Annotated in this window: 21 protein-coding genes and 2 pseudogenes; 14 read left to right on the top strand and 9 right to left on the bottom strand. The window is 71.5% G+C overall.

What is annotated here, in order from left to right:
• Nucleotides 1-20: 20 nt before the first annotated feature.
• The gene (gene glgB / locus ACZ592_RS31745) at nucleotides 21-2,357 is read left to right on the top strand and encodes a 1,4-alpha-glucan branching enzyme (RefSeq protein ID WP_471585136.1); all 2,337 of its coding nucleotides are present in this window, start codon (nucleotides 21-23) and stop codon (nucleotides 2,355-2,357) included.
• A 58-nt stretch (nucleotides 2,358-2,415) separates the two neighbouring features.
• On the opposite strand, the gene ACZ592_RS31740 is transcribed toward glgB, so the two are convergent.
• The 4 genes from ACZ592_RS31740 to ACZ592_RS31725 form a co-directional block, all read right to left on the bottom strand.
• Entirely contained in the window at nucleotides 2,416-4,674 is a 2,259-nt protein-coding gene (locus tag ACZ592_RS31740; RefSeq protein ID WP_471585135.1) for a HelD family protein, read from the bottom strand.
• Nucleotides 4,675-4,826: 152 nt separating this feature from the next.
• A complete protein-coding gene (locus tag ACZ592_RS31735) occupies nucleotides 4,827-5,159 on the bottom strand; it encodes a thioredoxin family protein (protein WP_471585134.1) in 333 nt (110 codons plus the stop codon).
• 74 nt (nucleotides 5,160-5,233) lie between these two features.
• Entirely contained in the window at nucleotides 5,234-5,626 is a 393-nt protein-coding gene (locus tag ACZ592_RS31730) for a MerR family transcriptional regulator (RefSeq protein ID WP_471585133.1), read from the bottom strand.
• A gap of 84 nt (nucleotides 5,627-5,710) precedes the next feature.
• Nucleotides 5,711-6,346, bottom strand: a complete 636-nt coding sequence (locus tag ACZ592_RS31725; protein ID WP_471585132.1) for a mycothiol-dependent nitroreductase Rv2466c family protein — start codon at nucleotides 6,344-6,346, stop codon at nucleotides 5,711-5,713.
• A 134-nt stretch (nucleotides 6,347-6,480) separates the two neighbouring features.
• Between ACZ592_RS31725 and ACZ592_RS31720 the strand changes: the two are divergent.
• Together ACZ592_RS31720 and ACZ592_RS31715 are read left to right on the top strand one after the other, a co-directional pair.
• Nucleotides 6,481-7,452, top strand: a pseudogene (locus ACZ592_RS31720) (glycoside hydrolase family 16 protein); the annotation flags it as partial.
• Between the two features lie 85 nt (nucleotides 7,453-7,537).
• On the top strand, nucleotides 7,538-7,921 hold the full coding sequence (locus ACZ592_RS31715) for a VOC family protein (RefSeq protein WP_471585131.1): 384 nt from the start codon (nucleotides 7,538-7,540) through the stop codon (nucleotides 7,919-7,921).
• A gap of 122 nt (nucleotides 7,922-8,043) precedes the next feature.
• Here the strand turns inward: ACZ592_RS31715 and ACZ592_RS31710 are convergent, their stop codons facing one another.
• On the bottom strand, nucleotides 8,044-8,973 hold the full coding sequence (locus tag ACZ592_RS31710; protein ID WP_471585340.1) for a helix-turn-helix domain-containing protein: 930 nt from the start codon (nucleotides 8,971-8,973) through the stop codon (nucleotides 8,044-8,046).
• A 171-nt stretch (nucleotides 8,974-9,144) separates the two neighbouring features.
• Between ACZ592_RS31710 and ACZ592_RS31705 the strand changes: the two genes are divergently transcribed.
• Entirely contained in the window at nucleotides 9,145-9,984 is an 840-nt protein-coding gene (locus ACZ592_RS31705) for an alpha/beta fold hydrolase (RefSeq protein ID WP_471585130.1), read from the top strand.
• On the opposite strand, the gene ACZ592_RS31700 is transcribed toward ACZ592_RS31705, so the two are convergent.
• From ACZ592_RS31700 to ACZ592_RS31690, 3 genes are all read right to left on the bottom strand, one after another.
• The gene (locus ACZ592_RS31700; RefSeq protein ID WP_471585129.1) at nucleotides 9,981-10,595 is read right to left on the bottom strand and encodes a dihydrofolate reductase family protein; all 615 of its coding nucleotides are present in this window, start codon (nucleotides 10,593-10,595) and stop codon (nucleotides 9,981-9,983) included. The two genes, ACZ592_RS31705 and ACZ592_RS31700, sit on opposite strands and share 4 nt — an antisense overlap.
• 351 nt (nucleotides 10,596-10,946) lie before the next feature.
• Nucleotides 10,947-11,174, bottom strand: coding sequence for a hypothetical protein (locus ACZ592_RS31695; RefSeq protein ID WP_471585128.1), 228 nt, complete (start codon nucleotides 11,172-11,174; stop codon nucleotides 10,947-10,949).
• Nucleotides 11,175-11,394: 220 nt separating this feature from the next.
• A complete protein-coding gene (locus ACZ592_RS31690) occupies nucleotides 11,395-13,083 on the bottom strand; it encodes an MFS transporter (protein WP_471585127.1) in 1,689 nt (562 codons plus the stop codon).
• Nucleotides 13,084-13,267: 184 nt separating this feature from the next.
• Between ACZ592_RS31690 and ACZ592_RS31685 the strand changes: the two genes are divergently transcribed.
• The gene (locus tag ACZ592_RS31685) at nucleotides 13,268-13,858 is read left to right on the top strand and encodes a TetR/AcrR family transcriptional regulator (RefSeq protein ID WP_471585126.1); all 591 of its coding nucleotides are present in this window, start codon (nucleotides 13,268-13,270) and stop codon (nucleotides 13,856-13,858) included.
• A 146-nt stretch (nucleotides 13,859-14,004) separates the two neighbouring features.
• Here the strand turns inward: ACZ592_RS31685 and ACZ592_RS31680 are convergent, their stop codons facing one another.
• On the bottom strand, nucleotides 14,005-15,411 hold the full coding sequence (locus tag ACZ592_RS31680; RefSeq protein ID WP_471585125.1) for a cation:dicarboxylate symporter family transporter: 1,407 nt from the start codon (nucleotides 15,409-15,411) through the stop codon (nucleotides 14,005-14,007).
• Between the two features lie 239 nt (nucleotides 15,412-15,650).
• Between ACZ592_RS31680 and ACZ592_RS31675 the strand changes: the two genes are divergently transcribed.
• The 9 genes and pseudogenes from ACZ592_RS31675 to ACZ592_RS31635 form a co-directional block, all read left to right on the top strand.
• A complete protein-coding gene (locus ACZ592_RS31675; RefSeq protein ID WP_471585124.1) occupies nucleotides 15,651-17,297 on the top strand; it encodes a sensor histidine kinase in 1,647 nt (548 codons plus the stop codon).
• Complete coding sequence (locus ACZ592_RS31670; protein ID WP_471585123.1) at nucleotides 17,294-17,980, top strand: response regulator; 687 nt, start codon at nucleotides 17,294-17,296, stop codon at nucleotides 17,978-17,980. Before ACZ592_RS31675 ends, ACZ592_RS31670 begins: the two co-directional genes overlap by 4 nt.
• A 213-nt stretch (nucleotides 17,981-18,193) precedes the next feature.
• The gene (locus ACZ592_RS31665) at nucleotides 18,194-19,561 is read left to right on the top strand and encodes an extracellular solute-binding protein (protein WP_471585122.1); all 1,368 of its coding nucleotides are present in this window, start codon (nucleotides 18,194-18,196) and stop codon (nucleotides 19,559-19,561) included.
• A 104-nt stretch (nucleotides 19,562-19,665) separates the two neighbouring features.
• Nucleotides 19,666-20,610 (top strand): carbohydrate ABC transporter permease, encoded by a 945-nt coding sequence (locus ACZ592_RS31660; protein ID WP_471585121.1) that lies wholly within the window; start codon nucleotides 19,666-19,668, stop codon nucleotides 20,608-20,610.
• A gap of 24 nt (nucleotides 20,611-20,634) precedes the next feature.
• Nucleotides 20,635-21,513: a carbohydrate ABC transporter permease gene (locus ACZ592_RS31655; RefSeq protein WP_471585339.1), complete on the top strand. Its 879-nt coding sequence runs from the start codon at nucleotides 20,635-20,637 to the stop codon at nucleotides 21,511-21,513.
• 256 nt (nucleotides 21,514-21,769) lie between these two features.
• Nucleotides 21,770-22,417 carry a hypothetical protein gene (locus tag ACZ592_RS31650; RefSeq protein WP_471585120.1) on the top strand — a complete coding sequence of 216 codons (648 nt, stop codon included), beginning with the start codon at nucleotides 21,770-21,772 and terminating at the stop codon, nucleotides 22,415-22,417.
• A complete protein-coding gene (locus ACZ592_RS31645; protein WP_471585119.1) occupies nucleotides 22,405-23,439 on the top strand; it encodes a hypothetical protein in 1,035 nt (344 codons plus the stop codon). The genes ACZ592_RS31650 and ACZ592_RS31645 overlap by 13 nt, the downstream gene beginning before the upstream one ends.
• A 45-nt stretch (nucleotides 23,440-23,484) precedes the next feature.
• Nucleotides 23,485-25,737: a protein kinase domain-containing protein gene (locus tag ACZ592_RS31640; RefSeq protein WP_471585118.1), complete on the top strand. Its 2,253-nt coding sequence runs from the start codon at nucleotides 23,485-23,487 to the stop codon at nucleotides 25,735-25,737.
• Nucleotides 25,738-25,849: 112 nt separating this feature from the next.
• Nucleotides 25,850-26,061, top strand: a pseudogene (locus ACZ592_RS31635) (putative T7SS-secreted protein); the annotation flags it as partial.

Genomic DNA, 26,061 nt, shown 5'->3' with positions numbered 1-26,061 from the left:
CACCGCGGGCGGCGAAGCCTGTGAAGAGCACCAAGACCGCCAAGGGCGGCAAAGCCGCCAAGAGCACCAGGAGCGCGAAGAGGACGGCGGCCGCGAAGGCACCGGCGAAGACAGCGGCGCAGGCCGTGACCGCGCCCGGCGCCGCCCCGCCCCCCGTCACCGAGTCACCCGTCACCGAGGCCGACCGCGACCGGCTCCTGAGCGGCACCCACCACGACCCGCACGGCGTTCTGGGCGCCCATCCGGTCACCGGGGGCATAGCCTTCCGGGCGCTGCGCCCGTACGCCAGGGCGGTCACCGTGGTCGCCGAGGACCTCCGTGCCGAGCTGCGCGACGACGGCGACGGCTTCTTCTCCGCGGTCCTGCCGCTGCGTGCCGTGCCCGAGGACTACCGACTCCACATCACGTACGAGGAGACGGAGTTGGAGATCCACGACGCCTACTCCTTCCTGCCCTCGCTCGGCGAGTTCGATCTGCACCTGCTCGGCGAGGGGCGCCACGAGCGGCTCTGGGACGCGCTCGGCGCGCGGCCGATGATCCACCGGGGCGCGACCGGCACGCGGTTCACGGTGTGGGCACCCAACGCCCTGGGCGTGCGGGTCGTCGGGAGCTTCAACTTCTGGGACGGCGTCGGGTTCCCGCTGCGCTCGCTCGGCGGCAGCGGGGTCTGGGAGCTATTCGTGCCGTCCGTCGGCGAGGGCGAGCTGTACAAGTTCGAGATCACCCGGCCCGACGGCTCCAAGACGCTGCGCGCCGACCCGCTCGCCCGCCGCACGGAGGTGCCGCCCGCCAACTCCTCGGTCGTGCACGCCTCGCACCACGAGTGGCACGACGCGCAGTGGCTGGCGCGCCGGGCGGAGGTGCCGGTCCACGAGGCGCCCTTCTCGGTGTACGAGGTGCATCTCGCCTCCTGGCGGCCCGGCCTGACGTACCGCCAGCTCGCCGAGCAGCTGCCCGCGTACGTCGCCGATCTCGGCTTCACGCACGTCGAGCTGATGCCCGTCGCCGAGCACCCCTTCGGCGGTTCCTGGGGCTATCAGGTCACCGGCTTCTACGCGCCGACGGCCCGCCTCGGCACCCCCGACGACTTCAAGTTCCTGATCGACGCGCTGCACCGCGCCGGGATCGGCGTCCTGATGGACTGGGTGCCCGCGCACTTCCCGCGCGACGACTGGGCGCTCGCCGAGTTCGACGGCCGGCCGCTGTACGAGCACGAGGACCCGGCCCGTTCCGCGCACCCCGACTGGGGGACCCTGGAGTTCGACTACGGCCGCAAGGAGGTCCGCAACTTCCTCGTCGCCAACGCCTGTTACTGGTGCGAGGAGTTCCACATCGACGGGCTGCGCGTCGACGCGGTGGCCTCCATGCTCTACCTGGACTACTCCCGCGAGCACGGCGAGTGGACCCCCAACGAGCACGGCGGCCGGGAGAACCTCGACGCCGTCGCCTTCCTCCAGGAGATGAACGCCACCGTCTACCGCCGCGCCCCCGGCGTCGTCACGATCGCCGAGGAGTCCACGGCCTGGGACGGCGTGACCCGGGCCACCCACCACCAGGGGCCCGGCGGCTTCGGCGGGCTCGGCTTCGGCCTGAAGTGGAACATGGGCTGGATGCACGACTCCCTCGACTACGTCGCGAAGGAGCCGGTGCACCGCAAGTTCCACCACCACGAGATGACGTTCTCGATGGTGTACGCGTACAGCGAGAACTACGTCCTGCCCATCTCGCACGACGAGGTCGTGCACGGCAAGCGGTCCCTGGTCTCCAAGATGCCGGGCGACTGGTGGCAGCAGCGCGCCGACCAGCGCGCCTACCTCGGCTTCATGTGGGCCCACCCCGGCAAGCAACTCCTCTTCATGGGGCAGGAGTTCGCGCAGGGTGCCGAGTGGTCGGAGAGCCACGGCCCGGACTGGTGGCTGCTCGACCCCGCGTACGGCGCGGAGGCCGACCACCGGGGCGTGCGCGACCTCGTCCGCGCGCTGAACACCGTCTACCGCCGCGAGGGCGCCCTGTGGCAGCGCGACACGGACCCCGGGGGGTTCGCCTGGGTGGACGGCGACGCCGCCGAGGACAACGTCCTCGCCTTCCTGCGCTACCCCGCAGAGGGCTCCGACGCGGTCCCGCTGCTCGCCGTCTCCCACTTCTCCCCGGTCGTCCGGCACGGCTACCGCCTGGGCGTACCGGACGAGTTCGCCGCGTGGCAGGAGGTCCTGAACACGGACGAGGCCCGCTTCGGCGGCAGCGGCATCGCCAACCCCGACCCCGTCAAACCGGACCCGACCCCCTCCCACGGGCGCCCCGCCTCCCTGCTCCTGACACTGCCGCCGCTGGCCACGGTGTGGCTGCGGCCGGTCTGAGCCACGGCCCGCGGGGCGCGGACGGGGTGCGGGGCCGCAGACCGCACCCCCGCACGGTTCACTCCTCCCGCCCGGCCTCCTCGCCGAGGCCCTTCAGCCCCGGCGGCAGCGCCTCGGCGTGCAGCACCCCGAGGCGCTGTGTGGCGCGGGTCAGTGCCACGTACAGGTCGCTGGTGCCGTAGCGGGCGGGCTCGACGACCAGGACCGTGTCGAACTCCAGGCCCTTCGCCTGACGCGGGTCGATCAGTACGACCGGCCGCGTCAGGTCCGGGGCCTGCCCGGCCGTCACCCCGGGCAGCTGTGCGGCGAGCTCCGGGTGGAACTCGCGGGGGGCGATCACCGCGAGGCGGCCCTCGTCCCGCGCCGCCGCGGCCACCGCGTCGGCCACGGCGGCGGCGAGGTCGTCGGTGCGGCGCGCCCAGGGCCGTACTCCGGTGGAGCGCACCGAGCTCGGCGGCCGGAAGTCGGGCTGCTCCAGGCGGGGCACCTCGGCGGCCACGTCCATGATCTCCACGGGCGTGCGGTAGTTGACGCCGAGCCGGGTGTACTCCCAGCGGTCCTCGACGTACGGCGCGAGGATGCCCTCCCACGAGCCGCAGCCGCCCGCCTCCGCGGTCTGCGCCGGGTCGCCGACGAGCGTCATGGAGCGGGTCGGGCAGCGCCGCATCAGCAGCCGCCAGGCCATCGCCGAGAGCTCCTGCGCCTCGTCGACGATGATGTGCCCGAACGCCCAGGTGCGGTCGGCGGCGGCGCGCTCGGCGGCGCTGCGGTGGTCGGCCTCCTCCTGCCGCTCGGCCATCCGCTCCGCGTCGATGATGTTGTGCGCGAGCAGGACCTCGGCGTCGTCCTCGTCCTTGTCCTCGAACTCGTACGTACGGGAGGCGCGCGAGACGTCCAGTACGCCCTGCGCGTAGGCGATCTGCTCGGCCTGCTCGGCCTCGGCCGCCGCCCGCTCCGCGCTGTCGTCGTGGCCGAGCAGCTCGGCCGCCTCGTCGAGCAGCGGCACGTCACACGGCGTCCAGGGCGAGCCGTGCGGCCTGCGGACGGCGTCCGCGTCCCGCTCGGCCAGGCCCGTCGGCTCCGCGAGGAAGTCGGCGACGAAGCGCTGCGGGGTGAGGGTGGGCCACAGCTCCTCCACCGCCGCGTGCACCTCTGCGCTGGCCGCGATGGCCTTGCCGAGCTGGGCGATGTCGTCGGGGCCGAGGAAGTTCGGCCCGCCGTACGGGTCGTGGCCGATGCGCTCGGCGAGCTGCGCGGTCAGCGCGTCGATGATGCGGAACGCGAAGTGCGGGCGCCCCAGGTTGTGCGGCACGTCCGCCGCGCGGGCCGCCTCGCGCGCCGCGTCGGCGATCGTCCAGTCCAGGATCAGGTCGCCGTCGTCGTGCTCGATGATCAGCGGCTCGCCCGGCTCGGGGGTCCGCTGCCGGTCGCGTACGGCCCTGGCGAGCACGTCCGCCATCTCCGCCCGGCCCTTCACCTCGGCCGCCGCGGGGCTCTCGACGCCGGTCGCGGTCACGCCGGGGAACAGCTCGCCGACCGTGGAGAGCAGCACGCCGGTCTCGCCGAGGGCGGGCAGCACCTCGCCGATGTAGCCGAGGAACGACGGGTTCGGGCCGACGATCAGGACCGCGCGCTTGGCGAGCAGCTCGCGGTGGGCGTAGAGCAGGAAGGCGGCACGGTGCAGCGCCACGACCGTCTTGCCGGTGCCCGGGCCCCCCTCGACGACGAGGACGCCGCGGTGCGGGGCGCGGATGATGCGGTCCTGCTCGGCCTGGATGGTCTGCACGATGTCGTGCATGCGGCCGGTGCGCGCCGAGTCGAGGGCGGCCAGCAGCACCTCGTCGGCGTCGGCGCCCTCGTGGCCGGTGCGGGTCGGGTCGCCGAGGTCCAGGATCTCGTCGTGCAGGTCGGTGACCTCGCGGCCCTTGGTGGTGATGTGCCGGCGCCTGCGCAGGCCCATCGGGGTGTGGCCCGTCGCGAGATAGAAGGGGCGCGCGACATCGGCACGCCAATCGATCACGAGCGGGGTGCGCTGGGCGTCGGACGAACGGATTCCGATACGCCCGATGTGGTGATCACGGCCGTCGCGGAATTCGAGCCGCCCGAAGCACAGCCCGTTCTCCCCCGCGTCGAAGGCGGCGAGCAGCCCGGACTGCTCCGCCACCAGCACGTCACGTTCCAGGCGCGCCTGGAGACCGTTGCCCACCTGCGACAACGACGCCTGTACGGCGGTCTCGGCCTCCTCGCGCAGCGCGTCCAGGCGTGCGTACAGCCCGGAGACGAATTGCTGCTCTTCACGCAATTCCTCGGTTGACAATTCAGCCCCTCGCCAGTTACAGTGCTCTTATTGAACTTCTCGTGAAGCCGCCTTGCCCGTACGGACAGAGCAAATAGGCAGAGCATCGCGAAAGAATCCAATATACGCAGAGAAATGCCCCGGACGTCAATTCGTCCGGGGCATTTCTCTTGTCAGAGCACGTCGGCCAGCTCCGCGAGGAGCTTCCGCTTGGCCCGCGCGCCCACCAGCTGCAGCACGGGCTCACCGCCACGGAACACGATCATGGTCGGCGCCGACAGCACCCGGTACGCGATCGCCGCCTCCGGGCTGCGGTCCACGTCCAGCTGCACGATCTTCAGCCGCGCCGCCTCCTCGTGCGCCAGCTCGCTCAGCACCGGGGCCAGCTGCCGGCACGGGCCGCACCAGTCCGCCGTGAACTCCACGAGCACGGGGCGCTCCCCCTCACGCAGCACCTCCCCCTCGAAATCCGCGTCCGTCACCTCGGCCACACCTGCTGCCTTCACTTCGCGTCTCCCCTCATCGCGTCATCCGTCATCACGTCACCCGCCATCACGTCATCCGTCATCACGTCATCACGTCATCCCGTCAGTTCGCACCGCGGCTCGGGGCCGCCGGGGAGCGCCGCCTCGGCGCGCGCGAGCTGTGCCCCGACCTGCTCCCGCACCGCGCTCAACTCGCCTATCAGCGCGTCGAGTTCGCCGAGCTTGCGGCGGTACACCGCGAGCGACGCGGGGCAGGAGTCACCCTCCGGATGGCCGGACCGCAGACACTCCACGAAGGGCCGCGTCTCCTCCAGGTCGAACCCGAAATCCTGCAGGGTCCTGATCTGCTCAAGGAGCCGCACGTCGTCCTCGTCGTACGTGCGGTAGCCGTTGCCGGTACGCCGTGCGGGCAGCAGCCCGCGGGACTCGTAGTAGCGCAGCGTCCGCGTGGTCGTCCCCGCGCGCGCCGCGAGCTCGCCGATTCGCATGCCCCGAACGTAATCCTTGACGTGGGCGTCAAGGCCAGGGGTTTTCGTCCGGGCCCGCCACCAGCTCCTCGGGCGCTCGGCGCCTCAGCCGAAGTCCGGCTCCCCGTACCCCCGCCCGAGCTCGCAGAAGCCGGCCACCCCGGCCATCAGCACCACTCCGTCCCACAGCCGCCCGGCCGCCTCGCCCCTCGGGGCCGGGGACACGACGGGGCCGAAGAGCGCACCCACCGCCTCGACGGCCAGTACCGGCGTGCCGACGTCCTCGCCGACCAGCGCGATGCCCGCGTCGTGCGAGGCGCGCACCACGGCGTCGTACTCCGTGGTCATCGCCACGGATTCGAGGTCCGGCGGGAGGCCCGCGCCGGCGAGCGCGGCCGCCGTGCCCGCCCAGTCCTGCCACTCGTGGATCCGCTCGCCGAGCGCGTCGAAGTACCGGCCGAGCGCCTCGTTCCCGAACCGCTCGCGGACGGCCGCGCAGATGCGCCCGGGCGCCTTCAGGTACTCCCCGTACAGCCCCTCGGGGTCCTCCGGATCGACGGCGAGGCCTTCGTTGAGCACGGCCAGGCTCATCACCCTCCAGTGCACGTCGACGTCCCGCACTCTCTCGACCTCGCGCAGCCAGCGCGAGGTGATCCAGGTGTACGGGCACACGGGGTCGAACCAGAAGTCGACGCGCGCGCCCCGCCGTTCGGGCCGGTCCGCTGCGGTGATGACGGTCACTCAAACACCGTACGCCTTGGGAAAGTTGACGCACCACACCCATTGACGCGCCGCGCGACCACAACTACAAAACCATCAGCACCGTTCTGAGAGCGCTCTCACCGCCACACTCCCACCCCCCACGGAGGTGCCTGATGAGCACGGTCCGCACATCCCGTACGCCCCGTACGGCCCCCACACTCCGCACACTCCGCAGGACCCCCCTGCTCGCCGGAATCGCCGCCGTCGGCCTGCTCGGGGCGCTGCTGCTGCCCGGCTCGGCGCGCGGCGACGTGCCGCCGTCCACGCCCGGCTGGTCGCTGAAGTGGAGCGACGACTTCGACGGTCCCGCGGGCAGCGGACCCTCGCCGGACGCGTGGCAGGTCGACACCGGCCACGGCTATCCCGGCGGGCCCGGCAACTGGGGCACGGGCGAGATCCAGGAGTACACGAACTCCCCGGACAACCTGAGCGTCGACGGAACGGGCAACCTGCGGATCACCCCGCGCAAGGACGCCTCGGGCCGGTGGACGTCCGCCCGGATCGAGTCGCAGCGCGCCGACTTCAAGGCCCCGGAGGGCGGCACGCTGGCCATCGAGGGCCGCATCCGGATGCCGGACGTCTCGGGTGACAGGGCGCTCGGCTACTGGCCGGCGTTCTGGGCGCTCGGCGCGCCCTACCGGGGCAACTACCAGAACTGGCCGTCCATCGGCGAGTTCGACATCATGGAGAACGTCAACGGCATCAACTCGGTGTGGGGCGTGCTGCACTGCGGCGTGAACCCGGGCGGCGACTGCAACGAGACGCAGGGCCTGGGCGCGAGCCGCGCCTGCCCCGGCGCCGCCTGCCAGGCCGGCTTCCACACCTACCGCTTCGAGTGGGACCGCTCGGTGACGCCGAACCAACTGCGCTGGTACGTCGACGGGCAGCAGTTCCACTCCCTGAGCCAGGACCGCTTCTCGGCGAGGACGTGGGCCGACATGACCTCGCACCAGGGCTACTTCATCCTGCTGAACGTGGCGATGGGCGGCGGGTTCCCGGACGGCGTGGCGGGGCACGCGACGCCGGTGGCCGCCACGGAGCCGGGCCATGCGATGGCGGTCGACTACGTCGCGGTGTGGACGCGCCCCTGAGGATCCGTCACGGGGCCGTGTCGCGGGTGCGCACAGACGAGCCCCAGGGCGCGGTGGCCCTCTCTGTACACTCCCGGCCATGGCATGCCGTATCAGTGAACTCGTCATCGACTGCGCCGACGCCGAGCGGCTCGCCGCGTTCTGGAGCGAGGTCCTCGGGTACGTCGAGCTGGGCCGGGAGGAGGACGGCAGCATCGAGATCGGGCCGCCCGACGTCGGCTTCGGCGGCCCGCAGCCCACCCTCGTCCTCAGCCCCAGCACCGACCCGCGCGTAGGGAAGCTCCCCCTGCACATCGACGTCAACGCCACCGACCGCGACCAGGAAGCCGAGTTGGAGCGGCTGCTCGCGCTGGGTGCCGTGCCCGTCGACGTCGGCCAGACCGGCGAGGAGAGCTGGCACCCGCTGGCCGACCCGGAGGGCAACGAATTCTGCCTCCTGCGCGCCCGGCTCCGGCCGCTCTGACGGTCACCACGGGAGGGACGGCTCCATGGGGCGGCGGCACCACGGGTGGGCGGCGGCGCGGCGTCGGGCGACCTGCGCACCGGCCCCGCACCTCCCGCACCTCCCGCCGTTCCCGGCCGGGCTCAGGCAGGCGTACCGCTCAGCGCCGCGCGCAGCCAGTTGTCCGCCGAGCCGGGCGTCGGCCGGGGCGGCGCCGAAGGATCCGACGGTTCCCCCGCGACCTCGGCGGCGAGCTGCCAGTAGCGGTCGATGCGCGGTTCCGCGGCGAGCATGCGGTGCAGGCCGCGGCGGAACGGGGCGGTGTCGCGGCGGTTGAGCGAGGCGGCGTGGACGGCGACGAAGCAGTCCAGGGCCTCGCCGGCCTGCGGCTCCCGTCCGGCCGCCAGCTCGGCGGCGGCCAGCTCGTAGGCCTCCGGGAGGCCCTCGTAGAGCATCGCGGGGCGGTATCCCTTGCCGGGCGCGTGCACTTCGGGCTGCCCGTGGTCGGTGCCCGCGCGGGGGCCCGAGACGAAGCAGGGGCTGACGACGAAGTCCTGCAGCCGGGCGAAGGCGAGCACCTGGGCCGGGGTCGGGGCGTCCGGCGGCACCGGCACCGCCTGGTCGACGACGGCGGACACCACCCGGGCAGGGAGCCGCGCGGGCAGCCAGCACCGCCAGAACCGGGCGAGCGCGGCCGTGCCGGGCGGTGTGGACACGGCGCCGACCAGGCGCAGCCGCTCGGCGCGCTCCTCGGCGGTGCAGTCGGTCAGGAGCTGCAGGGCCGCCTCGCGCCAGCGCAGCGCGGCCAGCCGCGAGCCGACCTCCTTGAGCTGTCCCGCGACGATGTCCGCGAGCTCGTCCTCGCCGTCGAGGACCCGGCTCACGTCGGGGACGGGCAGGTCGAGGGTGCGCAGGGAGCGGATGAGGCGGAGCCGGTCCAGGGCCTCGGGGCCGTAACGACGGTGGCCGCCGCCGCTGCGGGCGGCTTCGGGCAGCAGGCCTCGGTCGGAGTAGAAGCGGACGGTCTTGACCGAGACGCCCGCGCGTTCGGCGAGCTGTCCGATGCTCCACATGCCGTCGGCCGCCGTTCCATCGGTCGCCACGACTTGAACCTCCCTCAGGGGGAGTTCCTACGGTACCGGCGAGCGCGGGCGGCACGTCGGGCGGTCCGCGCGGACCCGGATGTATGAGGTGCACACGGTGTGCTCGGTGCACGCGGTGTACTCGGTGTACGAGGAGGACTCATGACGACGTTCGTGCTGGTGTCGGGCGGGTACACGGGCGGCTGGATCTGGCGGGACGTGGTGGCGGGGCTGCGGGCGGCGGGGGCGGAGGCACATCCGGCGACGCTCACCGGCACGGGTGAGCGCCGCCATCTGGCGGGCCCCGGGACCGGCCTGGAGACGCACATCGAGGATCTGACGCAGCTGATCGACCACTTGGACGTGCCCGATGTGGTGCTCGTCGGCTACTGCTACGGCATCTATCCGGCCGTCGGCGCCGCCGACCGGCGCCCCGAACGGGTCGCCCGGGTCGTCTACCTGGACTCCCCCATGCCGCAGGACGGCTTCTCCATGCTGGACCAGGTGCGCGAGGCGATGCCCGAAGGGGCGACCCGCGACCGCGTGTTGGGACAGGCGGAGCGCGCCGAGGACGGCTGGCGGATCCCCGCGCCGACGCGGGCGGAGTGGCAGGAGTGGGGGAACCTCGCGGGCGTGGCCCCGGACGCGCTGGACCGGATCGTGCGCCTCGCCTCACCGCAGCCGCTGGGCCCGCTCGACCAGAAGCTGCGGCTTTCCGGAGCGGCCGCCGGTCTGCCGCTCACGGGCGTCTTCTGCACCGACGGCGGCGCGACGGACATTTCCACGCTGGAGGCGCTCGTGGCGTCGGGCCTGCCGCTCGTGCAGGGGCTCGTCCGGCCCGACGCGGGCTTCTTCGAGATCGCCACCGGGCACTGGCCGATGATCTCCACCCCCGGCGAGCTGACGGACGTCCTGCTCAGGTCCGCCGCGGGTGAGGGCCATCGGCTCGCCGCGCCTGCCACGCCCGACGACGACCGTCAGGAGACGCCCCCGGCCCGCTAAGAGGCGTCCGCCGCCCCGCCGTTCACCTTGTCGTAGGTGAGGAAGACGGTGCCGCTGTCGAGGAGGGCGGCGTCCGTCCGCTCGTACAGGACGGGGTCGAACGCGGCCTTGTCCCCGAAGAGCGGGATGCCCGAACCGAGCGTCAGCGGGCCGAGCTTGACGACGAGACGGTCGATCTCGCCGCGCAGCACGCCGGCGAGCTCGCCGCCGCCGCACAGCCAGATGTCCTTGCCGTCCTCCCGCTTCAGCTCCCGCACCCTCTCGACGGGGTCGCCCGCGACCAGCTCGACGCCCGGGTCGGGGCTCTCGGTGAGGGTGCGCGAGAACACCAGGTGCCTCAAGTGCGGGTAACAGTTGGCGAATCCGGCGTCCAGGCCGATCTGGTACGTCCTGCGGCCCTCGATGACCGTGTCGAACCGGGTCCCCTCCGCGGTGACGCCGAGGGCTTCCCTGGCCGGGGCCGGGAGGGTCTCGGGGTAGGACGCGGCGAGTTCCTGGACGTAGTCCTGTCCGATCGGCCAGAAGCCGTCGGGGCCCGAGGGGTCGGCGCCGTCGGGGCCCGCGATGAATCCGTCGATGCTGACGGCGATGAAGTAGACGAGCTTTCGCATGCGGACTCCTTGAGGGCGACGGTCGGGGTGGTCGTGGCGGTCGGTCGGGAGCGTGCCGCGGCCGGTCAGCTGCGGCTCCCGGGCTTGGGGAGCGGCCGGGGGGCCGGCACGGAACGGGGCTTGGCCGGCTGCGGGAAGGGCCGGTGCGGCCGCGCGTTCCGGGACGGGAACGCGGACTGGCCGCGGGGTTGCCGCTGGGTTCGCATCTGTCTCCTCTTGCAACGCTCGAAGCACATTGGTCGTTGTACTCTGCTTGAAGTGGTCCGAACATAGTACTTCGCCTGGAGTGGTGTCAATGGTTTTCCAGCGACCTCTTCGCCCGGGGCCGCCCGGAACGCAGGGACCCCGCGCTCACTTGTCCGCGCGGTAGAGCTGGATGTTCCGGTTCACAAAGAGGTGCACGTATCCGCACCGCCAGCAGATCAGCCCCGTCGCCGCCTCGTCGGCCCAGGCCAACTTCATGAACTCCATGCCGAAGCTGTTGAGCTTGACCTCCCGCTCACGGAACTGGTTCCCACCGCACACCTGGCAGTTGATCCACATCTCCCCGATGGCGGCATGAACCGGCTTGGGCGCCATGACTTTTCCCTTCCCCCATGAACGTCGGCGTAGGTCAACACCGACGCCGTCGAGGCTAACGGGCCACGTCAGCCCCGCGATTGCGGACCGTGGACGGGACCGACCCGAGGACGAGACCGGCCCGAGGACGAGAACCGCCCGAGGCCGGGCCGCCCCCCGTCGGGTCGGCCCGGCCTCGGGCCGGAGTGGTGGGGCGCGGGGCGAACCCCGCGGCCTCGGCTCAGTGCTGGGGCTGCGGCTCCCGGTCCGGGGTGCGGTCGTGCGAGGGGTCCCCGGCGTCGGCGGGCGCCGGCGCGTTCCGGCCCTTGCGGGGCAGGAGGACCGCCACGAGGACCGTGCCGACGCCGAGGATGCCCGCGCCGATCAGGCTCGTGTGCGCCACCGCGTCCGAGAACGCGGAGCCGACCGCGTCGGCCATCTTGCCCGCGCCCTGCGCGAGTTGGTCGGCCTGGCCCTTGAGCTGAGCGGCCTGCTGCTGCGAACCGGCGTGGGCCGCCTTCTCCGCCGCCGCGCGCGCCTGGTCGCCGATGCCCTGCGCCACCGCGTACCCCGCGCCGACCGAGTCCTGTGCGGTCTCCAGCGTGCCGTCGGGGAGCTTCGTCCCGGAGGCCGAGGCCGCGTCCGCCAGCTTGGAGGAGTAGGAGCTGGCCAGCACCGAGCCGAGGATGGCGATGCCGAGCGAGCCGCCGAGCTCCAGGGAGGTGTCGTTGACCGCGCCGCCGACGCCGAGTTCGGACTCGGGGAACGCGCCCATGATGGCGTCGGTGCAGGGCGAGAGCGCCAGGCCGATGGCCAGGCCCAGGATGATCAGCGGGGCGACGAAGTCACCGTACGAGGAGGACGCGTCGACCCGCGTCAGGAGCGCGAGCGCCACCGTGCCCGCGACCATGCCCGCCGACACCGTGATCTTCATGCCGATGCGCGGGGTCAGGTACCCGGTCAGCGCCGAGCCGACGAATACCGCGCCCGCGAGCGGCAGCATGCGCACGCCCGTCTCCAGCGGGTTGTAGCCGAGCACGAACTGGAGGTGCTGGGTGAGGTAGTAGAACGCGCCGAAGACCGCGAGGAAGAACAGCGCGACCGCGAGGTTCGAGCCGGCGAAGCGCCGGTCGAGGAAGCGGCGGACGTTCAGGATCGGGTGCGGGTGGCGCAGCTCCCAGGCGACGAAGGCCAGCAGGCCGACGCCCGCGACGACCGCCGCCGAGATCGCCTTCGCGTCCCAGCCGAAGTGCGGTCCCTGAATGATCATGTAGACCAGCGCGCCGGTCCAGACGACGGAGAGCAGACCGCCGACGTAGTCGATCCGGTTCTGGTGTCCCGCCTTGGACGGCGGGATGAGCGCCAGGGCTCCGACGATCGCGACAACGGCCACCGGCACGTTGATCAGGAAGGTCGACGCCCAGCCGTGGTTCTCCAGGAGCGCGCCCGCGACCAGCGGCCCCGCCGCGATCGCGAGGCCCGCCGTGGCGGTCCACAGCACGATCGCCTTGGCCCGCTCCGCGCGCGGGAAGGTCGCGGCGAGCAGCGACAGCGTGGCCGGCATGATCATCGCCGCGCCGAAGCCCATCACCGCGCGGGCCGCGATGACCCCGCCCGAGCTGTCGACGAGGGAGCCCGCGACCGATCCCGCGCCGAAGACGACGAGGCCGAGGACGAGCGCGCCGCGCCGGCTGTACTTGTCGCCGATCGCGCCGAGCAGCAGCATCAGTGCGGCGTAGGGGACGGTGTAGCCGTCGATGACCCACTGCAGGTCGGAGCTGGAGAGCCCGAGGTCCTTGGTCATGTCGGGGGCGGCGACGGTCAGCGCCGTGTTCGCCATCACGATGATCAGGAGGCTCAGACAGAGCACCAGCAGCGCCCACCAGCGGCGCGCGTACGGCTGCTTCATCTCCTCGACCGGTTGCTTCATGAGTAGAGCCACCGAAGCCTCACCCTTCCCTGCTCCATGTACGTTCCTGCCTGCCCGGTGACCTTGCACATCGCTGTGCAATTACACACGAGTGTGCAACTTACGCCACTGCACACCGCTGTGCAAAACGGACGGACGACACGCCTCGGAACCCGCACACGGACTCGCGTGCACAATGGGGGCCATGAGCCGAGCCGACGCCAACCGCCGCCGCATCCTGGAGGTGGCCCTCGCCGAGCTGCTGCGCGACCCGGACGCCTCGATGGACCAGATCGCGCGCGCCGCGGGCGTGGTGCGCAGGACGGTGTACGGCCACTTCCCCAGCCGGGAGGCGCTGATCGGCGCGCTCATCGACGGCGCCGTCGAGGACGTCGCCGCGGCGCACGCCTCCGGGCGCGCGCGGTCGGACGACCCCGCCGAGTCGCTCGCCCACTCGATGGTCGCCGTGTGGGAGATCGCCGACGGCTACCGCCTGCTCGTCGCCCTCGCCCAGCGCAGCGTCGCGATGGAGGGCATCAGGCAGCGGCTCGCCCCGGTCCGCGACGAGTGCGTGAACGTGCTCCAACTCGGCCTGGAGAAGGGTGAGTTCAGCTCGACACTGCCGCCCGCCGCCCTCGCCTACGTCCACGAGCAGCAGCTCTTCGGCCTGATGGAGGCCGTCAACGACGGACTGCTCGAACCGGAGGACGCGGGCCTGGCCGCCGCGTCCACGGCGCTGCTCTCGGCAGGCGTCCCGGTGGAGCGGGCACGGGAGATCATCGCCGGGCTCGCCTGACGCGGGCCGCCCTCCCACACCCACCGAAGACAGCGCCGCCCGCGCCGTACGAGGGGGAAGTCCCGTACGTCGCGGGCGGCGCCCGAACGGCCCCGTTCCGGCGGCCTGGTCAGATGGCTCGGCGAACCGTTCCGCCGGCCCGGCGGCTACGCCTTCACCGGCTCCTTGCCGTCGCCCCGCTGCTGCTCCGGCACGTCCGCCTCACGGTCGTCCGGCGCCGCCGACGACGCCCCGTGCCCGTCGTCCACCAGCGTGCGTTCGTCGAAGGGCAGCCGGCCCGCGAGCACCTCCTCGACCCGCTCCCTGTCGACCTCCTTGGTCCAGGTGCCGATCAGGAGGGTGGCGACCGCGTTGCCCGCGAAGTTCGTGAGGGCGCGGGCCTCGCTCATGAAGCGGTCGACGCCGATGATCAGGCCGACGCCGTCGACCAGCGCGGGCTTGTGCGACTGCAGACCGCTCGCGAGGACCGCGATGCCCGAGCCCGAGACGCCCGCCGCGCCCTTGGACGCGACCATCATGAAGAGCAGCAGCGAGATCTGCTCGCCGATGCCGAGCGGCTGGTCCATGGCGTCGGCGATGAAGAGCGAGGCCATGGTCAGGTAGATCATGGTGCCGTCGAGGTTGAAGGAGTAGCCGGTCGGGACGGTGATGCCGACGACCGGGCGGCTGACCCCCAGGTGCTCCATCTTCGCGATGAGCCGCGGCAGCGCGGACTCGGAGGAGGAGGTGGAGAGGATGAGCAGGAACTCACGGCCCAGGTACTTGAGCAGCTTGAAGAGGTTGACGCCGGTCACGATCCGCACGAGCGTGCCGAGCACGACCACGACGAACAGCGCGCAGGTGACGTAGAACCCGATCATGATCGTGGCGAGCGCCTTGAGCGCGTCGACGCCGGTCTCGCCGATGACGGCGGCCATCGCACCGAACGCGCCCACCGGAGCGGCCCACATGATCATGCCGAGCACCCGGAAGACCAGCTTCTGGATGTGCTCGATGCCGCGCAGCACCGGCTCGCCGGAGCGTCCCATGGCCTGCAGCGCGAAGCCGACGAGCAGCGCCACGAGCAGCGTCTGCAGCACTTCCTGCTGGGTGAAGGCGGAGACCATCGTGGTCGGGATGATACCGAGGACGAAGTCGACGAGGCCCTTGTCCGCCTCCTCGGCCGCGCTGTGGCCCACGCCCTTCACGGACTCGGTGAGGTCCATGCCCGAGCCCGGGTGCAGGATGTTGCCGACGACGAGGCCGATGGCGAGCGCGACGACGGACATCGCCATGAAGTAGGCGAGCGCGAGCCCGCCCACCTTGCCGACCTTGGCGGCCTTGCGCACCGAACCGATGCCGAGAACGATCGTGCAGAAGATGATCGGCGAGATCATCATCTTGATCAGGTTCACGAAGCCGGCGCCGACGGGCTTCAGTTCCTTGGCGAAGTCCGGCCAGATGAAACCGACGGCGATACCGAGCAGGACGGCACCGATGACGGCGATGTAGAGGTAGTGCGTGCGGTCCCGCCTGGCTGCGGGCTGCGCTTGTGGGTCGGCCGTGCTGGTCACGGGGCCCTCCTTGAACGACGACGTCGGCGTTGTGGTGCCTGCGGTGCGTGCGGCTCACGTCCCGGGCGGTCGGCCCCCGTCCCTGGCGGCCGATGCGGACCCCGGACGTGCGGCTCGCACCCGCCGTGCGGTCCGCGGCCCACGTCCTGGGCGATCCCGGTGACTATCTCCCGCCCTGTGAGGGCGGTCACCCTTGCGTTCATTTAGTTCGCACTTATACGAGAAGGCAGACTGGCAGCATGTCCCGCACCCCGTCCGCCCGGCCTCGCCGGCTGCCCCGCAGCCTGGCGGGCCAGCTCTTCGCGATGCAGATCGTGCTGGTGACGGTGGTGGTCGCCGGGTGCGCGCTCTTCACCTACCTCAGCGACAAGCACCAGGCGGAGGAGGGCGCGCGCCGCCAGGCGACCGCGGCGGCGCGGGCCGTCGCGGACTCCCCCTCGGTACGGGAGGCCATCGGTGGCGGCGACCCGTCCGGGGAGCTCCAGCCGTACGCGGCACGGGTGCAGGGGAACACCGGCGTCGACTTCGTCACGATCATGGACCCGCACGGCATCCGCTGGACGCACCCCGACGAGCGGCGCATCGGCGAACGCTTCCTCGGCCACCGGGCGGACGCCCTGCGCGGCAGGACGTTCGCGGAGACGTACACGGGCACGCTCGGCCCCTCGGTGCGGGTCGTCACCCCGGTCTGGGGCGGCGCGAAGGAGGGGCAGGGCGACATCGTCGGCCTGGTCAGCGCGGGCATCACCATCGAGGAGATCACGGCGAAGGCCCGCGGCCAGCTCGTCGCGCTGCTCGGGGTCGCCGCGGCGGCGCTCGTGCTCGGCGGCATCGGCACGTACGTCATCAACGCGCGCCTGCGCCGCAGCACGCACGGCATGAACGCCGCCGAGCTCAGCCGCATGCACGACTACCACGAGGCGGCACTGCACGCGGTGCGCGAGGGACTGCTGATGCTGGACGGGCAACGGCGGGTCGCGCTCATCAACGACGGCGGCCGCGAACTGCTCGGCGTCCACCAAGGCCCCGTCATCGGCCGCAACGTCGCCGAGCTCGGGCTGCCCGTCCCGCTCACCGGCGCGCTGCTCGCCGCCGAGCCCCGCGTCGACGAGCTGCATCTGACCGCCGACCGCGTGGTGGTCCTCAACACCTCGCCGGTGACGGGCGGCGAGCGCCGCGGCACGGTGGTGACCCTGCGCGACCACACCGAACTCCAGGCGCTCGCCGGGGAGCTGGACTCCGAACGCGGCTTCACCCGGGCCCTGCGCTCACAGGCCCACGAGGCCGCCAACCGGCTCCACACGGTGGTCTCCCTCATCGAACTCGGCCGCGCGGACGAGGCGGTCGACTTCGCCACGGCCGAGCTCGAGCTGGCCCAGGCGCTGACGGACCAGGTGGTGGCCGCCGTCAGCGAACCCGTCCTCGCGGCCCTGCTGCTCGGCAAGGCGGCACAGGCCAACGAACACGGCGTGGAGCTCGTCGTCTCCGACGACAGCAGCATCGACGACGGCATGCTCCCCGCGTCCCTGCCCGCCCGCGACCTGGTGACGGTCCTCGGCAACCTCATCGACAACGCGGTCGACGCGGCGCAGGGCTCCCACGCGGCCCGGGTCACCGTGACCGCGCGGGCGGACGAGGCGGGCCTCCTGCTGCGCGTCTCGGACACGGGCCCGGGCGTCGACCCCGCCCAGCGCAAGCAGGTCTTCGAACGGGGCTGGTCGACGAAGGCGCCGACGGGCCGCGGTCTGGGCCTGGCCCTGGTCCACCAGACGGTCACCCGCAACGGCGGCACGCTGACGGTACGAGAATCCCCCGAGGGCGGCGCGGAATTCGAGGTGACGCTCGCGACGACCGGTGACAGCAGCGACCAGGGAGGCGCCCGGTGACCATCCGCGTACTCGTAGTCGAGGACGACCCCGTGGCGGCGGACGCCCACGTCCTGTACGTGAACCGCGTTTCCGGTTTCGAGGCCGTCGAACGCCCCGCGCACTCCGCGGCCGAGGCCCGCCGCACCCTCGACCGCACCCCGGTCGACCTGATCCTCCTGGACCTGCACCTACCGGACGGCCACGGTCTCCAGCTGGCCCGCTCGCTGCGCGCCGCGGGCCATCCCACGGACGTGATAGCGGTGACGTCGGCCCGCGATCTGGCGGTGGTCCGCGAGGGTGTCTCCCTCGGTGTCGTCCAGTACGTCCTGAAGCCCTTCACCTTCGCGACGCTCCGCGACCGCCTCACCCGCTACGCGGAGTTCCGCACGGTCGCGGCGGAGGGCGAGGCGACCGGCCAGGACGAGGTGGACCGCGCGCTCGCCACCCTGCGCGCGCCGGGCCCCGCCGACCTGCCGAAGGGCCTCAGCGGCCCCACCCTGGAACGCGTCATCCACACCCTGCGCGCCGCCCCCGAGGGCCTGACCGCCACCGCGGCCGCCCAGTCGGCGGGCCTGTCCCGGATCACCGCGCGCCGCTACCTGGAGCACCTGGTCGACACGGCCCGCGCGGCCCGCAGCCCCCAGTACGGTCACGTCGGCCGGCCCGAACTGGTGTACCGCTGGCTCACCCCGAACGACTGAACTCCGCCGAACTCCCCCCGGGCGCCCGCCTCTTCCCACCCCGGAGGCCTCACCAACGTACGCCCGATAACAACGTTGTCACGTTGGTGACAAGCAACGATGCCCAGCGTCCGCAGGGGCATTGACCTTGCTCCGAGCACGCCCTTACGTTCACCGGGCAACCCGCGTTGCAGCCCCGCGTGGCGACCCAGCCGCGTCGGCCAGTAGGAGGTCGTGCCCGTGCGCCCCACCACCACCCCTCTGCTCCTCGCCGCCTCGACCCTGCTCGCCGCCGGCACCCTCACCGCGTGCGGCGGCGGCTCCGGCGACGACCCCGACACCGTGAGGATCTCCTTCAAGCAGTCCACGGACAACCAGATCAAGGTCATGGACACCTATCTGGAGGGCATCAAGAAGCAGTTCGAGAAGGCGAACCCCGGCAAGAAGGTCAAGCTGGTGCCGATCAAGGCGCCGGACTCCGAGTACTACACGAAGCTGCAGCAGATGCTGCGCTCCCCCAAGACCGCCCCCGACCTGGTCTACGAGGACACCTTCCTCATCAACTCGGACATCACCAGCGGGTACCTGAAGCCGCTCGATCCGTACCTGGCCAAGTGGAAGGACTGGGACCAGTTCATCGACACGGCCAAGACGGCGGCGAAGGCGGCCGACGGCAAGACGTACGGCGTGCCGGACGGCACGGACACCCGCGGACTCTGGTTCAGCAAGGCGATCTTCAAGAAGGCGGGCCTGCCGGAGAACTGGCAGCCGAAGACCTGGGACGAGGTGCTCGAAGCGGCCCGTACGGTCAAGGAGAAGGTCCCCGGCGTCACCCCGCTGAACGTGTACACGGGCAAGCCGGCCGGTGAGGCCGCGACCATGCAGGGCTTCGAGATGCTCGCGTACGGCACGGGCAAGGACCCCCTGTACGACCCGAAGACGAAGAAGTGGGTCACCGGCAGCAAGGGCTTCAAGGACTCCCTGTCGTTCGTGGAGACCGTCTACAAGGAGAAGCTCGGCCCGGACGTGTCGGACGCGCTGGACCCCAACTTCGCCACCCGCGTGCGCGGTGAGCTGCTGCCCGAGGACAAGCTGGCGATCAACCTCGACGGCTCGTGGCTGCCGCAGGACTGGGGCAAGGGCGCGGGACACGAGTGGCCCGAGTGGTCGCGGAAACTGGGCCTCGCGGCCATGCCGACCCAGCACGGCCAGGCCCCCGGCAAGGTGAGCATGTCCGGCGGCTGGACCTGGGCGGTCCCGTCCAAGGCGAGCAACCCCGACCTGGCCTTCAAGTTCATCGAGACGATGCAGACCAAGGACAACGCCAAGAAGTGGTACATCGCCAACTCCGGCATCTCGGTACGTGAGGACGTCGCCGCCGACCCGTCGTACGTGAAGGCGCAGCCCGGCATCAAGTTCTTCACGGACCTCGTCTCGCAGACGCACTACCGGCCCGCGTTCCCCGCGTACCCGAAGGTCTCGACGGCGATCCAGGAGGCGATGGAGTCGGTGACGACGGGCGACGGCTCGGTGGCCGACGCGGCGAGCGGGTACGACGAGGAGGTCGAGTCGGCGACGGACGGCAAGGTGATCGAGAAGTAGCGCGACCCGTCGGCCCGTCACCGCCGCCACCGCCGCCACCGCCGTCACCGCCGTCACCGCCGTCACCGCCGTCACCGCCGTCACCAGAGAGTGAGTGTCCGCACGTGACCACCGCATCCCCCGCGGGCCCGGGCGGCGTCGTCAAGACGTCGCCGGGTCCGGCCGGCGCGCCGCCGACCCCGCGCGCCCGCGCCCGGCGAGGCCTGCTCCGGGCCCTGCCCGTCTCCCCCGCAGTCATCCTGCTCGCCCTCTTCCTCGCGGGCCCGATCGGCTACTGCGCGTACATCGCCTTCACCGACCTCCAGCTCACCGGACAGGCCGAGTCGAGCTTCGTGGGTTTCGACAACTTCCGCGAGGCGTTCGGCGACGAGCGGTTCCTCAACGCGGTCTGGCTCACCCTGGTCTTCACCGTCCTCTCCTCCCTCATCGGCCAGAACACGCTGGGCCTCGCCCTCGCCTCCCTGATGCAGCGCGCGTCCAAGCCGGTCCGCACCCTCACGGGCGCCGTCGTCGTCACGGCCTGGGTGCTGCCGGAGGTCGTCGCCGGCTTCCTCCTGTACGCGTTCTTCCGCCGCGAGGGCACCCTCAACGCCGTGCTCGACTTCCTCCATCTCCCGTCCCAGAACTGGATGTTCACGCTGCCGATCCTGGCGGTGTCGTTCGCCAACGTCTGGCGCGGGACGGCGTTCTCGATGCTGGTCTACTCCGCCGCCCTCAACGAGATCCCCAAGGAGATCACCGAGGCCGCGGAGGTCGACGGCGCGAGCGGCTGGCGCCGCATGTGGCACATCACGCTGCCGATGATCCGCCGCTCGATCGGCACGAACCTCATGCTCAACACCCTCCAGACGCTCTCCGTCTTCGGTCTGATCTGGGTGATGACGCGCGGCGGGCCGGGAAACCGCAGCCAGACGCTCCCGCTCTTCATGTACGAGCAGGCCTTCCAGAAGAGCATGATCGGCTACGGCACGGCCGTGGCGCTCCTGCTCCTGCTGGTCGGCTCGCTCTTCTCCCTCGTATACATGCGCCTGCTGCGTACGGAGGTCTGAGTGACCGTCAAGACACCTTCCGCGGTGCCGAGTTCAGGCCCCGCCCGGCGCTCATCCCGGCGCGCCCGCCGTACGCTCCGTTCCCGCCGCACGAGCCATCGGCTGGCGGCCGACGCGGGCCTGCTGGTCGTGGCCGCGGCGTTCGTGCTCCCGCTGGCCTGGGTGGTGCTTTCCTCCTTCGACCCGAAGGCGGACCTCCGGGTGCGGCTCCCCGACAGCCTCACCCTGGACAACTACGACAAGGTCCTGACCCCCGAGATCACCTTCACCCCGCTTCTGAACAGCCTGCTGCTCTGCGGCGGCGGCACCCTGCTCACGGTGGTCTGCGCGGCACTCGCCGCGTACCCGCTCTCCCGCTACCGCTCCCGCCTGAACCGCCCGTTCATGCTGACGATCCTCTTCGTGACGAGCCTGCCGATCACGGCCATCATGGTGCCGGTGTACGCGCTGTTCGTGCAGGTCGACCTGATCGACACGATGCAGGGCACGATCTTCTTCTTCGCCGCGTCCCAACTCCCCTTCGCCATCTGGCTGATGAAGAACTTCATGGACGGCGTACCGAAGGAGCTGGAGGAGGCGGCGTGGACGGACGGCGCGTCGTCCTTCCAGTCCCTGCTGCGCATCGTGCTGCCTCTGATGGGCCCCGGCGTGGCCGTGGTGACCGTCTTCTCGTTCGTCATGATGTGGGGCAACTTCTTCGTCCCCTTCATGCTCCTGCTCACCCCGGAGCAGATGCCGGCGTCGGTCAGCATCAACGACTTCTTCGGCAACAAGGGAACGGTGGTCTACGGCCAGCTGGCCGCGTTCTCCATCCTCTACTCGACGCCGGTGATCCTCCTGTACGTCCTGGTCTCGCGGAAGCTGGGCGGGGGCTTCGCGCTGGGCGGGGCGGTGAAGGGCTGAGGACGGTGAAGGGCCGAGGGAGATCGCGGAGGACCCGCGGAGGACGGGGAGGATCTGAGGAGGGGCCCGGGGAGGGGCCTGGGGAGGTCGAGGGAGGGCGGGCGAGGGTACTGCTTTCGGACACAGAACTGTGACATGAGTTCGGGGCGATACGTCCCCGGCGCCCCTTTCATGACCACACATCTCCCTGGTATCGGGCCCCGCTCCGCACTAGCGTGCTGAGCTCGCGCCATCTCCCACCTGCCAGGAGCCGACAGTGAACCGCCCTCTCCGCCTCGCGACGGTCGCCCTCGCCGCGTCCGCAGCACTGCTGCTCACATCCTGCGGCAGCGACGACAAGCCCAAGGACGACGACAAGATCGCCGGCGCGGAACAGGGCGACGAAAAGTCGACCACGCCGAGCGAGCCCGCGGACGCGGTGGCGGACCGGCCGAAGATCGAGCTGCCGTCCGATGTGACGTTCGACTTCCAGTGGCCGAAGACCGGCGACAAGACCAAGGACGCGGTGCTCGCCGACCGGCAGCAGGCGATCCAGTCGGTGGACATGGCCATCGCCGACAAGGAGCCGGCCGGCAAGGCCATGCGCTTCTACCACGAGGGTGAAGCGGCGGCGAACGCGGAGAAGTACATCCAGGCCTACGCGAAGGCGCAGGCCCGCACCACCGGGTCCTACCGCTACTACGCCGCGACCGTCACGGCCGAAGGCAGCGGCGCGGGCCTCACGTACTGCGAGGACCAGAGCAAGGTGTACGACAAGTACCTCAAGAAAAACAAAATCGACAAGTCGCCCGCCACGAAGAACAGCTACGTGCTCTACGCGGCCGAGCTGCGCAAGAACGACGCGGGCGTCTGGGTCACCACCAAGCTGAACGCGACTCGGGGGAGCGACAAATGCCAACCATGAAGTACAGGCCAGCGGCGCTGACGGCCGCGGCGGCCCTGGGCTGCGTGCTGCTGTCAGCGGCACCGGCCGCCGCCGAGAAGGAAATCGGCGGAGGGTCCGCGACGCCACCGCCCGCCGTGTCCGGTGACGAAAAGGACGGCTCCCTGCTGGCCTCCGCCGGCGGCATCGTCTACGACCGTTCCAAGAACGGCTCGGGTGCCAAGTCCGGCGCCATCGCTCCCACGGGCACCTACTCTCCCCCGCCCTGCTGGTACGGCCCCACGTACACGCCCGCCCAGTTCAAGAAGGAGCGCGAGGCGATCTGGGCCGTCGACTCCACGGGCCACCAGTGGGACCTGGAGCAGCGGAAGCGGTACGTCGAGGGCGAGCCGTACAAGGACTTCAACATGGACAAGGCCGGGAAGGGCTACTGGTGGACGTCGTTCCCCAACAAGTCCTATCCGCCCGGCTGGGACAAGTGCACCAAGGAGACCTTCTGGGTCGACAAGGGCGATCCGCCGCCCGCCGACGTCCCCGAGGCCATCGACCCCGAGATCCTGGCGAAGCTCGCGTACGCCGAGATCCGCGTGCCCGGCACAAAGGTTTCTCTCGCCCCCGAGGCGGCCACGAAGGTGAACCTCCCCACCTGGGCATGGCTGGACGGCGCGGAGTTCAAGCCGGTGTCGGTCACGGCGTCGGTGCCGGTCCTGGGCATCCAGGCGACGACCACCGCCGAACCCGTCTCCCTGAAGATCGACCCGGGCACCGCGGACGCGGAGACGTTCCCCACGGACGGCGTCTGCGAGATCGTGGACGGAAAGATCGGCCGCCCGTACGCCAAGGGCAACGCCAAGGAGACACCGCCCTGCGGAGTGAAGTACCTCCGCTCCTCCGGCGATGGCTCGTACCCGCTGAAGGCCACCGTCACGTGGAAGATCCACTGGACGGGAACCGGAGTGAACGGCGAACAGGCCCTGCCCAACGGTGAGTTCGGCGCCGAGCAGGACGTGGTGGTGGAAGAGGTGCAGTCCATCAACCGCTAGCACGACGCGGCATCAGCGGCGTCAGAGCCATCGAGGGGGAACACCGTGCGGGGGCGGCTGCTCAACGGCCGGTACGAGCTGCTCGCGCCGATCGGCGCGGGCGGCATGGGCCAGGTCTGGCGGGCGCTCGACAGGAGCCTGGACCGTGAGGTGGCGGTCAAGCTCCTCGCGCCGGAGACGGTGGCGGGCGAGGACGAGCAGCGGCAACTCCTGGCCCGCTTCCGGCAGGAGGCGCGCGCCGCCGCCTCCCTGGACAGCCCGTACATCGTCGCCGTCCACGACCACGGCGAGGACGACGGCACACCGTACCTGGTGATGGCCCTCGTACAGGGCCGTTCCCTGGAGAGGGTGCTGCGCGAGGACGGCCGGGTCCCGGTGGCGGACGCGCTGCGCTGGGCGGCGGACGTCTGCCGCGCCCTGGCCGTCGCCCACGCGGCCGGCATCGTGCACCGCGACATCAAACCCGGCAACGTGATGGTCGCGCGGGACGGCACCGCGAAGGTCGTCGACTTCGGCATCGCCACGTTCGTGGAACGCGCGGCCGGCGACTCGCGTCTCACGCGGACGGGGCATCTGCCGTTCGGGAGCGTGCCGTACCTGGCGCCGGAACGGTTCCGGCAGGAGCCGGGGGACGGCCGCACGGACCTGTACGCGCTGGGCTGCGTCCTGTACGAACTCCTCGTCGGCCGACCGCCGTTCACGGGTACGGCGGTCGGCGTCATGTACCACCACGTCAACGACGCGCCACTGCGGCCGGGTGCGGCGCGCCCCGAGGTGCCGCGCCTGGTGGAGCGCCTGGTCCTCGACCTCCTCGCGAAGGATCCGGCGGACCGCCCCGCGGACGCGGCGACGGCGCTGGACCGGCTGGAGACGGCGGCGGCTTCCCTGCGGCCGGGCGAGCCCGCGACGCGTCCTGAGCGGGGCACGCGTCCTGAGCGGGGCACGCGCCCCGGACCCACACCTGTCACGCCCTCCCGCACCCAACCGGTGGCAGGCGTGGCGGGCATGGCAGGCGTGCCGGGCGTGCCGCGCGTCGCCAAGACGAGCGCGCCCGGCAGCACGACGACCCCCACGCCCCTCGCCCCACCCCTCCGCTCCCGCAGACGCCGCCTGCTCCTGATCACCGCCCTGATCGTCGTGATCGGCATACCCGCGGGTCTCGGCATCCGTTTCCTCGCCACGGGCGACGGCGGTTCGGCGGCAAGCGCGGACGACGGCGAGGGCTCCGGCTCGGCGGCCCCGATCGTCTACAAGATCGGCGTGGCCCACAGCTACCGTCACGTCGGCTCCGACCGCTACGCCGACGAGGACGAGAAGTCGGAGTACGACCAGTTCACGACGCAGCAGCGACGCACGGTGGAGTCCGCGTTCGCCGAGACGCTCGGCGCGAAGAGCGGCGCCCGCTTCCGCGTCGTCCCGGTGACCGCGGACCCGGACGTCAGCTCCCGCAAGATGCTGGCGAAGCACCCGGACATGCTCGCCGTCATCGGCGACACCGTGGACTTCGCCTGGGTGCACGACACGGACGAGGCGTTCCTGCCCGAGATCAGCACCTGCACCGAATACGCCCACCCGGGCGGCGCGTTCGCCGTCCCGGCCGACGACGCGCGCCAGGGCGAGGCGATGGCGCGCTACCTCCGCTCGGAGACGGGAGCGCGCCGCGTCCTGGTCGCCGAGGACAAGCTCTGGGTGGACCGCGAGGACGGCATCGCGACCGGGCTGCGCAGGGGCGGAGCCACCGCCGAGGGTCTGGACGTCGACACCGACAAGGTGAAGGCGTCGCAGGTCCCGTCGCTGGTGGCGAAGGCGCGGGCGGACGCGGTCGTGGTGCCCGCCGGCGCGTCGGTCCAGTGGTGGGCGAAGGCGCTGCGGGCGGACGGCTTCCACGGGCCCGTGCTCGGCCAGGGTGACGCGGAGGGCGCGTGCGCCGACTCCGCGGACCTCTCCGAGGCGAAGTCGCGCGACGAGAACGTCCCGGACGGCGTCGTCCGCACCCGCAACCACTCGGGCGAGCCCGACGCGAACCTCCCGGCACGCGGCAACCAGGAGCTGTACGACGGCGCCCTGGCCCTGGCGGCGGCCCTCAAGAAGCTCCCGCCCGACGCCTCCCCCGCGTCCCTGCGCCACACTCTGGACCGCGAGATCCAGAACGTCTCGGTGAACGGAGTCCTCCACGAGGTCTCGTTCGAGAAGAGACGCTCGGCACGGAACTGGCCGGTGTGGTTCGACCGCCGGGACGGCGACCGCTGGACGGAGATCGGCACGGTGGACAAGAACTTCACACCGACGAAGCCGTAGCCATGGACGAAGCCGTAGCCATGCTTCCTCGTCTTCACGCGGGTATCCCGATTCGGTAGTTTCGCTTGTGCGCACGGTTACGGAAGTTGCGGACGTGTCGGGGGTGGGGGAGATGGCGGGTCATCGTCCGTCGGACTGGCATGTCCTTGACCTGGAGAAGGATCCGACGCCGGGTGATCCGCACCGGGTGCGCAATCTGGCCAAGAACCTGCACGATTTCGCGGACGACGTCGGCCGGGTGTTGCGGGACATCAAGGGCATGGCGGGTGAGGAAGCGATCCTGCAGTGGGCGGGCAAGACCGCCGACGCCTTCACGGAGAAGTT

This window comes from Streptomyces sp. NPDC040622, from assembly GCF_055593965.1.
Note: the sequence above shows the minus strand (reverse complement) of the source record. Positions and strands in the feature narration are given on the sequence as shown.